This window comes from Crenobacter sp. CS_VA4 (genome assembly GCF_055597485.1).
Genome location: NZ_JBVMAE010000034.1, coordinates 21,006 through 35,001, shown reverse-complemented (window position 1 = coordinate 35,001; position 13,996 = coordinate 21,006). Strand labels below are relative to the sequence as shown.

Genomic DNA, 13,996 nt, shown 5'->3' with positions numbered 1-13,996 from the left:
CACTTCGAGGCCGGCGGCTTCATCCGCAGCAGCGACGAGTTCGCGTGGCCGAACCTGCAGTACCACTTCATTCCGCTGGCGATGAACTACGACGGCAGCAACCCGGTGCAGAGCCACGGCTTCCAGTGTCACGTCGGCTCGATGCGCTCGCCGAGCACCGGCTTCGTGAAGCTCGCCAGCCGCGACCCGCGCCAGCACCCGCGGCTCTTGTTCAACTACATGGCGCACGACGTCGACTGGCGCGAATTCCGCGCCGGCGTCAGGATCACCCGCGAGATCATCGCGCAGCAGGCGATGGATGCGTTCCGCGGCCGCGAGATCAAGCCGGGGGCGATGATCCAGAGCGACGCCGAGATCGACGCGTTCGTGCTGGAGCACGCCGAGACCGCGCTGCACCCGTCGTGTACCTGCAAGATGGGCGACGAGTCCGACCCGACGGCGGTGGTCGACGGCGAGGGGCGAGTGCACGGGCTGACCGGCCTGCGCGTGGTCGACGCGTCGATCATGCCGCGCATCATCACCGGCAATCTGAACGCACCGACGATCATGATGGCCGAGAAGATCGCCGACAAGATTCGCGGCCGGCCGCCGCTGGCGCGCTCGAATGCACCGTATTTCGTCGCCAATGGTGCGCCGGTGAAGCTCGCCAAGGCCGGTGGCAAGAAGACGACGAAACGACCTCAGTCCACCTCGAAAAAGACTAGGGTGCGGTCCTGAGGGAAGCCCTCCCCCAGCGGCCTAGTCCTGCCGGGAAAGCAAGAGCCGGAACACACCACACATGGCACAGCGGTGTATTCCGGCTTTGTTTGTTGTTGCCTATTAAGGCTTCCAGCTTTGATCCGCTGCCAGCGCCTCGGCCACAATTTCCTTCAAGCCGTTGCCGCCGCTGCTCTCCAGATGCTTTTGCAGATCACGGCGCATGCGCGCCTCCCAATAACGGTTAATGTGCTGAACGATGCCGCTCATCGCCTCCTGGCGATCCGGCATGGCCTCGAAGAAGTCGCCGATCCGGTTAGCCATGCGAACAAGATTTTGTGTGTCCATAACAACCAATCAGAATTCAATCAGGGTTTCGAATTGCCGGGCTATCACCCGGCGGGCACTGGCGCCGCCCGCCGGGTACAACCCCGCATCGACCGAAGGCATCATGCCCCCGTACGTCTCACCGATTCGGCCGTGCGCTGCTCAAGCAACTCCAGCTGGGTCTGGTTGAAGCGCTGGTAATCTTGCTGCCACTCGGATGGCTGCGTCACCGGCAGCACCTGCACCGCGGTCACCTTAGTATTCCGGGCAGTTGGTCGCCCAGTCGGAGCTGTCGGTGGTGATCACGTTGGCGCCGGACTCCGGGAAGTGGAAGGTGGTGTAGACGACGCCCGGCTGCATCCGCTCGCTGATCAGCGCGCGCAGCACCGTTTCGCCGGCCCGACTCCGAATGCCGACCCAAGCGCCGTCCTTGATGCCGCGCTCTTCGGCATCGTGCGGATGGATCTCGAGCCGGTCTTCCGCATGCCAGGCGTTGTTGTCGGTCCGCCGGGTCTGGGCACCGACGTTGTACTGCGACAGGATGCGGCCGGTGGTCAGGACCAGCGGGTACTTGCGTGTCACCTTCTCGTCGGTGGCGACATACTGGGTAATGATGAAGCGCCCTTTGCCGCGCACGAAATGATCCACGTGCATGGTCGGCGTGCCCTCGGGCACCTGCACGTTGCACGGCCACTGCACGCTGCCGAGCTTGTCGATCAGCTTATAGTTCACGCCGCTGAAGCTGGGGGTCAGCTCGGCGATTTCGTCCATGATCTCAGACGGGTGCCGGTAATTCATCGGATAGCCCAGGGCATTGGATAGCAGTTGGGTCACCTGCCAGTCGGCGTAGCCGGCCAGCGGCTTCATCACCTGACGAACGCGCGAGATGCGACGCTCGGCATTGGTGAAGGTGCCATCCTTTTCCAGGAACGACGAGCCCGGCAGGAACACGTGCGCGTACTTGGCGGTTTCGTTGAGGAAGATGTCCTGCACCACCACGCACTCCATCGCCGCCAGCGCCGCGGTCACGTGCTGGGTGTTCGGGTCGGACTGCACGATGTCCTCGCCCTCGCAGTACAAGCCCATGAAGCTGCCCGCCAGGGCGGCGTCGAACATGTTCGGGATGCGCAGACCCGGCTCGGGCGACAGCTCGACCCCCCACGCCTGTTCGAATAGGCTGCGCGTAGTGGTGTCGGAGATATGGCGGTAGCCCGGCAGCTCGTGCGGGAACGAACCCATGTCGCACGAACCCTGCACGTTGTTCTGGCCGCGCAGCGGATTGACGCCGACTCCCTCGCGGCCGATGTTGCCGGTGGCCATCGCCAGGTTGGCGATGCCCATCACCATGGTCGAGCCCTGGCTGTGTTCGGTCACACCGAGGCCGTAGTAGATCGCCGCGTTGCCGCCAATGGCGTACAGGCGCGCCGCGCCGCGCACCAGCTCGGCCGGCACGCCGGTGATGTCGGCGGTGGCTTCGCGGCTGAGAAGCTCGCCCGGACGCTGGCCGCATCCGACATCGCTATCGATCTTAAATACCGCAGCAGCCAAGATGCGGTAGCGGCCCTACATGCGGGCGAATGTGACCTGGCCGGCTTTCATGTCCCGCTCGGCGAATTTCAGACGCCGGTGGCACGCAGCTATGCCGACCATTTCGACTTGCAAAAACACTGCCTCATCCACATCGTCACGCGCCGCCAGGGGCTGATGGTGATGCGCGGTAATCCCAGGAAGATCTACGAAATCGGCGACCTCGTCCGTGAGGACTTGCGCTTCGTCAACCGCCAGCCCGGCTCGGGCACACGGCTGCTGTTGGATCTCTTGTTGAACAAGCAGCGGGTTTCCCCCAGCCAAGTGCACGGCTACGAACAGGCGGAGCTCACTCACGCCGCGGTAGCGGCCTACGTGGCAAGCGGCATGGCCGACGTGGGGCTGGGCGTGGAAACAGCCGCGCGTCGCTTCGATCTGGACTTCCTCCCCCTGCAGACCGAGCGCTATTTCTTTCTGGCCCAGCGTGACACGCTGGAATACCCGGCCGTCGAGGCGCTGATCGCCTCGCTCAAGAGCGAGGCATTTCGCGCCGAGATCAGCCGGCTACCGGGCTACGATGCCGCACAATCCGGTGCAATCCTGACGGTGAGCGAGGCGTTTCCGGAACTTGCACCCTGACATGCCACACCAGCGCATTGTGCTATCGAATGGAGGCGCCATCTTTGAGATAGCCTCCCAATCGACATTGCGTGGCATAGCCCTGGGTCGCAAGAACTTCCTGTTCCTCGGTTCGGATGCCGGTGGCGAGCGTGCCGCCGCGATCTACAGCCTGATCGGTACGGCCAAGCTGAACGGCCTCGACCCTGAAGCCTATCTGCGCCATGTGCTGGGTGTTATTGCCGATTACCCGGTGAATCAGGTGGCCGACCTTCTGCCATGGAACATAAAGCTGGAAACCCAAGCCAGCTAGCAGCTCCCTTCGCTACAAACTCTCCGCCAACATAGTGCATTCAACTTGGGAAAACGGTGCTGCCCGGGCCGTTACTTGTTGCTGTCGGTCAACGTGGTGATCGGGCTGATCTTCGTCATCAGCGTGCTGCTGTTCCGCCGTGGCATCGTCGGCGAGCTGAGGCGGCTGTTCAAGCGCCTGGTCTAGCCAGGTAGAGCGAGACGCCGCCCCTACACCAGGGAAACCCGCTCGAGTTTGACGCTCAGTTCGGCCAAGGCTGGCGCTTCGCTGGCCTTGCGGTTGGTGATCAACAGGTCGATGCGCTCGGGCGGGCAGAAGCTCACGCGGCTTTCCACGCCGATCTTGCTGTAGTCGGCCAGGATGAATACCTGCTCAGCGTTGCCGACCATGGCGCGCGCCACTTCGGCCTCGCGGTGGTCGTAATTGCAGGCGCCGCGGCGGGCATCAATGGCGGTGGGCGAGATCAGCGCGAGGTCGGCGCGATAGCGGCCGATTTCGGCCACCGTGGTGGCGCCGACGGTGGCCGGGGCGCGATCTCCCAATGTTCCTCCGAGCACGATGACCTCGTTGTTGTGTCCGCCCGCGGCCGGTTCACGCATGTTGAGCGCCACGTCGAACGAGTTGGTGATCACGGTGAGGCCGCCGAGTTTGGCCAATTCTTCGGCCAGGATGGCGGTGGTGGTGCCGGCATCGACAAATACCGTCTGGCCGCGTGTGAGCAGGCCTACCGCGGCCCGAGCGATATCGCGCTTGAATTTGACGTTGCTGTGCGTGCGCTCTGCGATGGGCGCTTCGTCTTCCACGCGGATGGCGCCGCCGTGGATCCGCTTCAACTCCCCCAGTTCTTCCAGGGCGGCAAGATCGCGCCGCACCGTTTCGCGCGAGACGTCGAGTTCCATCACGAGGCGGTCGGTGGTCACGCGCTGCAAGGTGGATAGCAGTGCGCGAATGCGCTGATAACGCTCTTCTTGCCACATCGCTGGAGCCCCGTTGTTGTGTATCTGCCCGAGCCCGCATTGTGGAGTGCCGGCCGGGGCAGTCAAGCGTGCAGGTGTTTCGGTGCTTGCCAATTGTGACAGAGTTTTGTGTAAATTTGTGTCATTGTTGTTTTTTTGTGTGTTTGTTTTTAGTATGGATTGTCACCCGATGCCGACGCTGGACCGCGCCGGACTGGGTGCCGGCCGCCGTAGCCGAATTTTCATTTCCAGGGAGAGTTGCCATGCAGCGCCGTCAGTTTCTGAATGCTCTTGCCGCCGTATCCGTCACCAGCCCGCTGTTGTTTACCTCGGGCACCGCCGAAGCCAAAACCGCCGCGGCCACACTGACCGCGCTTGATCCGGGCCGCTGGTCGCCGCTCAATGCCAAGCGCATCCAGGCGGTGATCGACGAATACGGCGTCAAGAGCAAGGGCTACCGCACCAACAAGCGCCCGTACGCGGTGTTCGACTGGGACAACACCTGCATCATGAATGACTGTGAAGAAGCGCTGCTGATGTACCAGATCAATCATCTGCAGTACAAACTGACGCCGGACGAATTTGCCGAAGTGATGTGGAAAGACGTGCCGAGGGGGCCGTTCATGAAGGACTACTCCACCGTGGAGGGCAAACAGGTGACGATGGAAGACCTGGCCGCCGACGTGGAAGCCGATTACCGCTGGCTGCACGCCAACTACAAGGGGCTGGCCGGCGACAAGAGCCTGGAAGAGATCCAGGCATCAGATCAGTTCAAGGATTTCCGCGCTAAGCTCTACTTCATGTACGACGCCATCTGCGACACCTACCCGGTGGAAATTGGCTACAAGTGGATCATCTACTTCTACAAGAACATGACCACCGCCGAGCTGCAGGCCATGGCCGAGGCGTCCAACAACCAAGATCTTGGCGACGGGCTCCGCAAGGTGAAGTACGAAAGCCCGAAAACCTTGCCGGGCAAGGCCGGTGTGGTGGCCGACACCCACTTTCACGGCATTCGCATCCATGAGGAAATCCGTGCGCTGATGCATGCGCTGCGCGCCAACGGCATCGACGTGTACGTGAGCACCGCCTCAATCGACGACGTGGTGCGCGTGTTCGCCGGCCACCCCAACTACGGCTACGGCGTGCCGCCGGAAAACGTGATCGGCCTGCGCCTGGAAATGCAGGACGGCAAGTACGCCAGTAACTACAAGGCCGGCTGGCACTTCAACTGGGGCCCGGGCAAGACCGTGGGTATCCAGAACGAACTGGTGTCCAAGAAAGGTTACGGCCCGGTACTGGTGGCGGGCGACAGCGACGGCGACGCCTGGATGCTGCGCGATTTCGCCGACACCTCGGTGGGCGTGATCGTCAACCGCATGAAGAAGGGCGAGATCGGCGCCGACAGCAAGAAGGCGGCCGAGCAACTGGGCGACCCGAAGGCGCGCTTCATCCTGCAGGGGCGTGACGAGCACACTGGCCTGATGATGCCGGACGAAAAATCGCTCAAGTACGGCAAGAGCGAGCGCAAGCTGCTGGCGTGAGGGGTAGGAGCCCATCCCATTGGGGTGCAGGGCTTCCGTCGTAGGGTGCAACGCCCTCTATCGCTAGCGAAGCGAAGCCTCGCACGCAGCGAGGGTGTTGGCACCCTACAATGGGTGGTCCCGTTACAGGGTGGTGATGCTCTACCTGTCGCCCGGAAAGGCTTTTAGGCCGTGTCCGGGAAAGACACTTTACCTAGGCCGCCCCTGCACCAAAGCCTTGGTAATCGGCCACATGTCGACCCCGGAAGCCGCCATCCAGCTCGTTCTGGCTCGGTTGGCGCGAGCCGTCGCCGGCGGCGATGGTGGAGGCGCCGTAGGGGCTGCAGCCGGTAATCTCGTCCAGCCGCAGCTGCCCCTGGAACGCGTACAGCAGGCCGACCAGCACCATGCCCTGGTGCAGCAGGCCGATGTGTGGCCCCATGGTCACACTCACGACAATTGCGATTATCAACTGGGTCGTTGCCGCGTGGTGTGCAACCCGCGCGGTTACGTCGTTACCGATCGCCCTCCGGAAAACCCCAGCTTCAACCCCGCGTTAATCGTCGATCTCTAGGTGTATCTGTAAAACAGCGCCGTCGTTTGACCACCCAACAGCGTCGAGTTTTGACCAGAGATCATGTACCTCGAATCTAGGCTAGACAGGTATTCTGCCGAGATGGGAACTTGGTCATTTTTGCACGCAGAGGCTGGTCAATTTTGATTGCTGTTCTACAGACTAGTACCTTGCCCGCCGTCTTTGGCGAACTGATCGACCGATTGCTGGCGCACCTGAGAGAGCTGGACCGACAGGTACAAGAATTGGAGCGAGAGATCGTGCGCTGGCATCGCCACAGCGAGGCCAGCCAGCGGCTCGCAGCGGTCCAGGGTATTGGTCCGATCACGGCCAGTGCCTTGCTGGCCAGTATCGGCGATGCCCAAACCTTCAAGAGTGGCCGCCAGTTGGCGGCTTGGCTCGGGTTGGTTCCCAAGCAGCACAGCAGCGGCGACAAGTCGCTCTTACTGGGCATCAGTAAACGGGGGGACCGCTATTTGCGCACCCTGCTGATCCATGGGGCCCCGTGCGGTCATCCGTCATGCTAAGCACCAGAGCGGCTTTGCCGACAGTTGGTTGGGACGGTTGCTGCTCCGGCTGCGAAACAAGAATCTGGCTGCCGTCGCCTTGGCCAACAAGAACGCACGGATCGTCTGGGCCTTGCTGGTTCGCGACCAGACCTATCATCCGGCCCACACGTCGACCGTTCCGATCTTCGCGCGAGCAAAATGATGAGTAAATAAATGCTAATCAATCAGGCGAAGCCTAAAGGAGCAGCGTACCGATTGCACTGAAAATCACAAGCTGATGGCAAATCAGGTAAGACCGTGGTCAGCGAAATCCGGCCTAGACACCGAGCATTAAGCTCGACGAGGTGATGGGACGCTGATCAGCACATTCCATCAGGGCCAGCAGGGCAGCATTCCTGCATGAACAGGCCGGATGTATGTCCGCAATCTTCCTTTGCCACTACTGAATGAGGGGTGGTCAAGTCGCCTATCACTAGTGTTCATCGAAGCAGGGACGGACCAGTATCTAGGAAAGCGGGGGCGATTCATCGGAACGATTCAGCTAGCAGAACCGCTCCACCAAGAAATCCACAAAGCTGCGCAGCTTGGGCGACCGATACCGATCAGGCAGATAAACCACACTCATCGGACGGCTGGGAAGTTCATAGTTGGGAAACAGTTGCACCAAACGGCCCGCCCGAACGTCGGCATCCAGCAATATTGCGGGTTGCAAGACGATGCCCAGTCCGTGCAATGCCGCGACTCGCAGCGCTTGCCCGTGATTGACCTGTAACCGCCCCGAGACGGGGATACGGAATACGCCTTCATCGCCTGTCAAACGCCAATGAGCTAAAGCCGCGAGACTGAAGGAAAGGCATTCGTGGCGGGGCAAATCTTCAGGCCTCTCCGGCATCCCTCTGCGCGCTAGGTAGTCGGGTGATGCGCAGATCATGAGGCGATAAGGCGACAGCGGCTTGGCGATCAATGCCGAGTCAGGCAAGTGGCCGATGCGGATAGCCGCCTCGAAGCCTTCCTCCACCAGATCCACCACGCGGTCGCACAGGGTCACATCGACGCTGACCTCGGGGTAGCGCTCCAGATACACCGACAAGGCTGGCATCAGGGCTTCGGCTCCGAAGGTAACGGGGGCGGTGATGCGCAGCGTGCCCGCTGGGGCCAATTGCAGCTGCTGCGCCTGCGCATCAGCCTCGGCCACCAGCCGGAGGATTTCCTTGCAGCGGATGTAGTAGTCCTCGCCGAAAGCCGTGAGGTGCTGGCGCCGTGTCGTCCGGTTGAGCAACTTCATGCTCAGGCGTTTCTCCAGCGTCCGCAGGTGGTTACCCGCCATCGTCGCCGAAATGCCGCAAGCTGTGGCGGCGGCACTCAAGCTGCCTTTTTCCACCGCCAGGACATACACCTTCATGCTGTCCAGCAAATCCATTTGCAATCCTTGATTTCAAATCAGTCAACAAATACGCAGTTTATCTCTCACCGATTTCAAATAAAACTGACACCTGTTCCCGCAGCCTTGTGTTGTCAGAAGCACTCAGACCACAACGCCTGCTTCCCTATTCCATGACGGAGAAAAACCATGAAAGCCATTGAGCTCACCGCTCCCTCCCTCAGCGCCTTTCGCCAGACCGAGCTGCCCGACCCGCAAGCCGGCCGCGGCGAGGTGCTGGTGCGTCTGCGCGCCGCCGCACTGAACTTCGTGGATGTGGCCATCGCAACGGGCAGCTTTCCTGGCGCGGGCTTTCCGATGATTCCGGTCGCCGATGGCGCGGGCGAGGTGGCAGCGCTTGGCGAGGGCGTCAGCGGCCTGTCCGTTGGGGATCGGGTGATCCCGCATTTCATGCCGGACTGGAAAGGCGGCGCTATCACGCCGCGCAATGTCGCGGCGATGCGCGGCATCACGCTGCAGGGGTCGCTGGCTGAATACGTAGCCGTTCCCGCCGCCAGCTTGGTCTCCATGCCGGCCCACCTTGAGTTTGTCCAGGGTGCGACGCTGCCTATCGCGGCAACGACCGCCTGGAATGCCGTGCGTTCGGCCCAGGTACGCCCCGGTTCGGTGGTTGTGCTGCTGGGAACCGGCGGCGTCAGCATCTTTGCCTTGCAGTTCGCCAAGGCATGCGGCGCCACCGTGATCCTAGCCTCGTCGTCCGATGAAAAGCTGGAGCGCGCACGCCAGCTCGGCGCGGATCACCAGGTCAACTACCGCGCTACTCCGGCCTGGGACGAGGAAGTGCAGAAGCTCACCGAGGGCCGTGGCGCCGACCTGGTGGTGGATACCGTTGGCGGGGCGACCATCGTGCGCTCGCTTAACGCCGCCACCATGGGGGGCACCGTGTTCACGGTCGGCTTCGTCACCGGCACGGCCTCCTCGATTGACCTGCTGCCGATCATCGTCAAGTCGCTGCGGATCGTTGGCAACAACACTGGTTCCGTGGCTGACCTGGCGGAAGCCGCCCGGGCCATTGCCGCCCACCGCATCGTGCCGGTCATCGACCGCGTATTCGGTATCGACGATAGCAGCGCAGCTTATGCCGAACTCAGTGCAGGCGGGAGGCACTTCGGCAAGCTCGCCATTGCACATTGAGCTACTTCAGTTCCTGATCGTTCATCAACGGGTGGCTCGTCCCCCCATCATCTAGCGAGACCGAACGCTTGTCCCTTGAAGGCCGGCCAGCCCTGTGACCGGAACCATAAAATGGCCAAACGGCCAGCTTATGCTTCCCATGGAAGGCTCGATTGTCGCTGGGGAATCCCCTCGTATCGATGAGCTTGCTTGCTCGATCGCAACGGCTGAACTAGTGGATTTCCTTGGGCTGGAGAAGTTGAGCGTTAGCCGTATGGTGCGCAGATTTGCCACAGAGAAGCTATGGACGTTCAAGGGTATGGATCTCGTGTGAAAGCACTGACTGACCGTGGCGTTCCACCAGGCCGGTTTCAGTCCAAAACTGGGCCAGGAGGCGTCACAGATCACGTCGATTATGCCGATGATCGCCGCCGGCTTTGGCATGTCGCTGGTGCCGCGCGCAGTGGGCCAGATTCACATGCCGGCAGGGTTACCTATCGATCGCCTGCATAGCCCCGGCGATTTGTCGAGATGGCCGGACGTGAAAGAAATGAACAGAAGGGAGAACGCTGTCGGCTCGTCGCTCAGATCAACAGATCCAGCGTATCGAACAGCCTGGTGTCCTCCGGCCTGGCCGAACGGGCGCGGCGGCGGATCACCTCCAGCAGGCAGTCGACGAAGCATTGGGCGGCGGTGCCGAGCTGGGCGTTGCGCGGGGTGACGATGCCGATGGTGTCAGTGGCGAAGGTCTCGGCCAGGTCGAGCCGGGCCAGCCGCTCGCCGTACATCGGCACGGTGAGCATCGGTTCCGGACAGTAGCTGAGCATGTCGGTCTGCTCGAGCAGCGACAGCATCAGCTGCAGCGACTGCGCACGGTGCACGCGCTGCTCGTCGATGCGCGCGCCGTGCTGCCAGAACAGCTCAGTCATGAAGCTGTCGTGGCCGGCGTCCTGGTAGTTGACCACCCAGTCCTGGTCGAGCAGCTCGTGGATGGAACGGCAGCCGAGCTTCGGGTGGCCGTGCCGCGCAATCACGGTCATTTGATAGGAAAACAGCAGCTCACTGACGAACTCCGGGCGCGGCAGCAGCGCCGACACCAGTCCGATCGCGAACTCCATCGTGCCGTCGCGCAGGCGGGGCAGCGTCACCGCCATCAGCCCTTCGAAGATTTCCAGTCGCACCCGCGGCATGCGCTGGCGGAACAGCGTCACCACCTCGGGCAGCAGCGTCATGCCCATCCACGGTGAGATGCCGAGACGCAGCTGCCCCTCGGCCTGGCCGCTCAGGTGCGCGAGCTCCAGCTGCGCACGCTCGAGCTGGCTGAGCATCTGCCGCGCGTGCAACAACAGCGACTGGCCGTAGGCCGTCAACACCACGCCGCTGGCGTTGCGCACCAACAGCGGCAACTGCAGGTGCGCCTCCAGCTCGCGCAGCGCCTTGGCCACCGCGGTCTGCGACACGGCAAGCCGGCGCGCCGCGGCGCGGATGCTGCCGCAGTCGGCGATCGCCACCAGTGCCTGCAATTGATGCAGTTTCATCCGCTCCTCCCGCCCTTCCCCCGTCAACCTGCGGTTTTCAGTCCAACCATTTTGCGACTGCCGGCATGTTCGCCAGCTCCTTACGATCACAGGGCATAAGTCGGCCGAATCCGGCCGTCGGGACTGGCCCAGACACCCGCCCAAGCGGGGGAGCAACGACAAGGAGAAGTAGATGACCAGCCCACATGTGCTGCCCGGCATTCGCGCGATCGAAGACGAGATGATCGCGCTGCGCCAACATATCCACGCCCACCCGGAGCTCGGCTTCGAGGAGTTCGCCACCAGCGAGCTGATCGCGGCCCGGCTCGAGGAATGGGGCTACCAGGTGCACCGCGGCCTAGCCGGCACCGGGGTGGTCGGCCTGATCAGCCACGGCAGCGGCAGCAAGGTGATCGGCCTGCGCGCCGACATGGACGCGCTGCCGATCGTCGAGCAGACCGGCCTGCCCTACGCCAGCCGCCACGAGGGCGTGATGCACGCCTGCGGCCACGACGGCCATACCGCGATGCTGCTGGCGGCGGCCAAGCACCTGGCGCAAAGCCGACAGTTCGACGGCACACTGTCGGTGATCTTCCAACCGGCCGAGGAAGGCGACGGCGGCGCGCAGCGCATGCTGGACGATGGGCTGTTCGAGCGCTTCCCCTGCGACGCGGTGTTCGCGATGCACAATATGCCGGGCCTACCGACTGGTAAGTTCGGCTTTCGCGCCGGCCCGTTCATGGCATCGACCGACACGGTGACGATCCGCGTCGACGGCGTCGGCGGCCACGGCGCGGTGCCGCACAAGGCGGTCGACCCGGTGCTGGTCGGCTCGGCGATCGTGATGGCGCTGCAGAGCATCGTCGCGCGCAATGTCGACCCGCTCGACACTGCGGTGGTCACCGTCGGCGCGTTCCATGCAGGCCTTGCCGCCAACGTGATCCCGGACCACGCCGAGCTGCACTTGAGCGTGCGCGCGTTGAAACCGTCGGTGCGCGACCAGCTGATCGAACACATCACCAGGTTGGCCGAAGCGCAGGCGGCGAGCTTCGGCGCCCGCGCCAGCGTCGAGGTCGACGAGGCGCAGCGCTTCCCGGCGCTGATCAACCACGCCGAGGCCACCGCGTTCGCGCGCCAGGTGGCGCTCGACTGGCTCGGCGAGGACGAGCTGATCGCCGACGTGGCGCCCTTGACCGGCAGCGAGGACTTCGCGGTGATGCTGGAGCGCTGCCCGGGCTGCTATCTGATCATCGGCAACGGCGACGGCGACGGGGAAGGCGGCTGCATGGTGCACAACCCCGGCTACGACTTCAACGACGCCTGCCTGCCGCTTGGCGCGAGCTACTGGGTGCGCCTGGTCGAAACCTTCCTGGCCTGATCGGCCGCCGTCTGCCCCGCCAGTCATATGGCCCGAGGAATCCTCATGTCTGCTACCGTTTCCCCGCAGGCGGCCGCTACCGCCGCCTCCGTCCGCCCGCCGATCAGCGCGCGCGCCATCGCCGCGATCACCATCGGCGCCGGCCTGGAATTCTACGATTTTTCCGTCTACAGCTTCTTCGCCACGCTGATCGGCCGGCAGTTCTTCCCGGTGCACAGCGCGCTCGGCCAGCTCTTGCTGTCGCTCGCCACCTTCGGCGTCGGCTTCGGCATGCGCCCGCTCGGCGGCCTGGTGCTCGGCGCCTACGCCGACCGGGTCGGCCGCAAGCCGGCGATGACGCTGACCTTATGGCTGATGGCGCTCGGTTCGGCGCTGTTCGCCGTGGCGCCGACCTATGCTCAGATTGGTCTGGCCGCGCCGCTCATGATCGTGCTGGCGCGGCTGGTGCAGGGCTTCGCCATCGGCGGCGAGGTCGGGGCGTCCACCGCGATGCTGATGGAGTTCGCCGACGACAATAGCCGCGGCTTCTACGGCAGCTGGCAACTGTTCAGCCAGGGACTGAGCTTCCTGCTCGGCTCGCTGGTCAGCCTGGCGCTGAGCACCGGCCTCTCGCCCGCCTCGCTGGAGAGCTGGGGCTGGCGCCTGCCCTTCGTGCTCGGCATCCTGGTGATCCCGGTCGGCGTCTACATCCGCCGCCATCTCGACGAGACCGCCGCCGAGACGCAGCAGGACGACGACGCTCCATCCGGTCTGCGGCTGATCGTCACCCGCCATCGCCGGATGCTGCTGGCCGGCGTGCTGCTGGTGATCGGCGGCACCGCGTCCAGCTACATCGTGCTCGACTACATGACCAACTACACCGTCACCGTGCTGCACCTGCCGATGACGATGGGCATCGCCGCCTCGTGCCTGGGCGCGCTGATCCAGATCGGCCTGTCGATCTGGGCCGGCCGGCTCAGCGACCGCATCGGCCGGCGCCGCACCATCGCCCTGGGCAGCATCCCGATGCTGGTGCTGATCTACCCGGCCTTCGTGCTGATGAACCGCTACCCCGCTGGGCACGCTGCTGGCGGTGTCGCTGGTCACCACGCTGCTGCTGGTGCTGATCACCGTGCCGTCGGTGGTGATGCTGTCCGAGCTGTTTCCGCGCGCGATCCGTGCCACCGGGCTGTCGCTGGTCTACTGTCTGGGTGTGTCGGTGTTCGGCGGCTTTGCGCAGTTCTTCGCCACCGGGCTGATCGGCCTGACCGGCAACAACAACGCCCCGGCGCTGTACGTGATGCTGTGCCTGTGCGCCACCCTGGTCGGGCTGACGATGGTGAAGGAAACCGCCGGAAAGCCGCTCGACTAGCCCGCCGGCCCCCTCCCTTCATGACAAGCCGTGCGCCCGAAAAGGCCACGGCTTTTTTCATCGGTGCGCGACGATGCCATCGGCCATTCGCGTAACCCTGTGGCGCCTGACCGACCAATTGTATGCACTTGAACCGCGTTGTCTGGTCTGCCC

General features: G+C 63.5%; 13 protein-coding genes and 2 pseudogenes. 8 read left to right on the top strand and 7 right to left on the bottom strand.

Annotated elements, in window-relative coordinates:
- The coding region (locus ACZ2IA_RS20310) for a GMC oxidoreductase (protein ID WP_470294409.1) at positions 1-717 on the top strand (717 nt) is incomplete at its 5' end.
- Between the two features lie 102 nt (positions 718-819).
- Here ACZ2IA_RS20310 and ACZ2IA_RS20305 read toward each other — a convergent pair.
- The 3 genes from ACZ2IA_RS20305 to ACZ2IA_RS20295 form a co-directional block, all read right to left on the bottom strand.
- Positions 820-1,044 carry a formate dehydrogenase subunit delta gene (locus ACZ2IA_RS20305; RefSeq protein ID WP_470294408.1) on the bottom strand — a complete coding sequence of 75 codons (225 nt, stop codon included), beginning with the start codon at positions 1,042-1,044 and terminating at the stop codon, positions 820-822.
- Positions 1,045-1,145: 101 nt separating this feature from the next.
- Complete coding sequence (locus ACZ2IA_RS20300; RefSeq protein ID WP_470294407.1) at positions 1,146-1,277, bottom strand: hypothetical protein; 132 nt, start codon at positions 1,275-1,277, stop codon at positions 1,146-1,148.
- A gap of 1 nt (position 1,278) precedes the next feature.
- A complete protein-coding gene (locus ACZ2IA_RS20295) occupies positions 1,279-2,571 on the bottom strand; it encodes a molybdopterin oxidoreductase family protein (protein WP_470294406.1) in 1,293 nt (430 codons plus the stop codon).
- Here ACZ2IA_RS20295 and ACZ2IA_RS20290 point away from each other — a divergent pair.
- Together ACZ2IA_RS20290 and ACZ2IA_RS20285 are read left to right on the top strand one after the other, a co-directional pair.
- Positions 2,524-3,189 (top strand): substrate-binding domain-containing protein, encoded by a 666-nt coding sequence (locus tag ACZ2IA_RS20290; protein WP_470294411.1) that lies wholly within the window; start codon positions 2,524-2,526, stop codon positions 3,187-3,189. The two genes, ACZ2IA_RS20295 and ACZ2IA_RS20290, sit on opposite strands and share 48 nt — an antisense overlap.
- A 67-nt stretch (positions 3,190-3,256) precedes the next feature.
- Positions 3,257-3,481, top strand: a pseudogene (locus ACZ2IA_RS20285) (transposase domain-containing protein); the annotation flags it as partial.
- A 209-nt stretch (positions 3,482-3,690) separates the two neighbouring features.
- Here ACZ2IA_RS20285 and ACZ2IA_RS20280 read toward each other — a convergent pair.
- Positions 3,691-4,458 (bottom strand): DeoR/GlpR family DNA-binding transcription regulator, encoded by a 768-nt coding sequence (locus ACZ2IA_RS20280; RefSeq protein WP_470294405.1) that lies wholly within the window; start codon positions 4,456-4,458, stop codon positions 3,691-3,693.
- Positions 4,459-4,700: 242 nt separating this feature from the next.
- Here ACZ2IA_RS20280 and ACZ2IA_RS20275 point away from each other — a divergent pair, with 242 nt between their 5' ends.
- Positions 4,701-5,981, top strand: a complete 1,281-nt coding sequence (locus ACZ2IA_RS20275; protein ID WP_470294404.1) for an HAD family hydrolase — start codon at positions 4,701-4,703, stop codon at positions 5,979-5,981.
- Positions 5,982-6,174: 193 nt separating this feature from the next.
- On the opposite strand, the gene ACZ2IA_RS20270 is transcribed toward ACZ2IA_RS20275, so the two are convergent.
- Entirely contained in the window at positions 6,175-6,402 is a 228-nt protein-coding gene (locus ACZ2IA_RS20270; protein WP_470294403.1) for an NADPH-dependent FMN reductase family protein, read from the bottom strand.
- A gap of 302 nt (positions 6,403-6,704) precedes the next feature.
- On the opposite strand from ACZ2IA_RS20270, the pseudogene ACZ2IA_RS20265 reads away from it, so the two are divergent.
- Positions 6,705-7,245: pseudogene (locus ACZ2IA_RS20265) on the top strand (IS110 family RNA-guided transposase); the annotation flags it as partial.
- Between the two features lie 339 nt (positions 7,246-7,584).
- Here ACZ2IA_RS20265 and ACZ2IA_RS20260 read toward each other — a convergent pair.
- Positions 7,585-8,463 (bottom strand): LysR family transcriptional regulator, encoded by an 879-nt coding sequence (locus ACZ2IA_RS20260; RefSeq protein ID WP_470294402.1) that lies wholly within the window; start codon positions 8,461-8,463, stop codon positions 7,585-7,587.
- A 150-nt stretch (positions 8,464-8,613) separates the two neighbouring features.
- Here ACZ2IA_RS20260 and ACZ2IA_RS20255 point away from each other — a divergent pair, with 150 nt between their 5' ends.
- The gene (locus tag ACZ2IA_RS20255; protein WP_470294401.1) at positions 8,614-9,618 is read left to right on the top strand and encodes a zinc-dependent alcohol dehydrogenase family protein; all 1,005 of its coding nucleotides are present in this window, start codon (positions 8,614-8,616) and stop codon (positions 9,616-9,618) included.
- Between the two features lie 563 nt (positions 9,619-10,181).
- Here ACZ2IA_RS20255 and ACZ2IA_RS20250 read toward each other — a convergent pair.
- Entirely contained in the window at positions 10,182-11,135 is a 954-nt protein-coding gene (locus tag ACZ2IA_RS20250; protein WP_470294400.1) for a LysR family transcriptional regulator, read from the bottom strand.
- 172 nt (positions 11,136-11,307) lie between these two features.
- Between ACZ2IA_RS20250 and ACZ2IA_RS20245 the strand changes: the two genes are divergently transcribed.
- A complete protein-coding gene (locus ACZ2IA_RS20245; protein ID WP_470294399.1) occupies positions 11,308-12,492 on the top strand; it encodes a M20 aminoacylase family protein in 1,185 nt (394 codons plus the stop codon).
- A gap of 45 nt (positions 12,493-12,537) precedes the next feature.
- The gene (locus ACZ2IA_RS20240) at positions 12,538-13,938 is read left to right on the top strand and encodes an MFS transporter (RefSeq protein WP_470294398.1); all 1,401 of its coding nucleotides are present in this window, start codon (positions 12,538-12,540) and stop codon (positions 13,936-13,938) included.
- Positions 13,939-13,996 lie beyond the last annotated feature (58 nt).

Excerpts from the sequence above, each read along its gene's own strand:
- ACZ2IA_RS20260 (WP_470294402.1), bottom strand. The coding sequence starts at position 8,463 with ATGGATTTGCTGGACAGCATGAAGGTGTATGTCCTGGCGGTGGAAAAA.
- ACZ2IA_RS20255 (WP_470294401.1), top strand. The coding sequence starts at position 8,614 with ATGAAAGCCATTGAGCTCACCGCTCCCTCCCTCAGCGCCTTTCGCCAG.
- ACZ2IA_RS20240 (WP_470294398.1), top strand. The coding sequence starts at position 12,538 with ATGTCTGCTACCGTTTCCCCGCAGGCGGCCGCTACCGCCGCCTCCGTC.
- ACZ2IA_RS20245 (WP_470294399.1), top strand. The coding sequence starts at position 11,308 with ATGACCAGCCCACATGTGCTGCCCGGCATTCGCGCGATCGAAGACGAG.
- ACZ2IA_RS20250 (WP_470294400.1), bottom strand. The coding sequence starts at position 11,135 with ATGAAACTGCATCAATTGCAGGCACTGGTGGCGATCGCCGACTGCGGC.
- ACZ2IA_RS20305 (WP_470294408.1), bottom strand. The coding sequence starts at position 1,044 with ATGGACACACAAAATCTTGTTCGCATGGCTAACCGGATCGGCGACTTC.
- ACZ2IA_RS20270 (WP_470294403.1), bottom strand. The coding sequence starts at position 6,402 with ATGGGGCCACACATCGGCCTGCTGCACCAGGGCATGGTGCTGGTCGGC.
- ACZ2IA_RS20275 (WP_470294404.1), top strand. The coding sequence starts at position 4,701 with ATGCAGCGCCGTCAGTTTCTGAATGCTCTTGCCGCCGTATCCGTCACC.
- ACZ2IA_RS20280 (WP_470294405.1), bottom strand. The coding sequence starts at position 4,458 with ATGTGGCAAGAAGAGCGTTATCAGCGCATTCGCGCACTGCTATCCACC.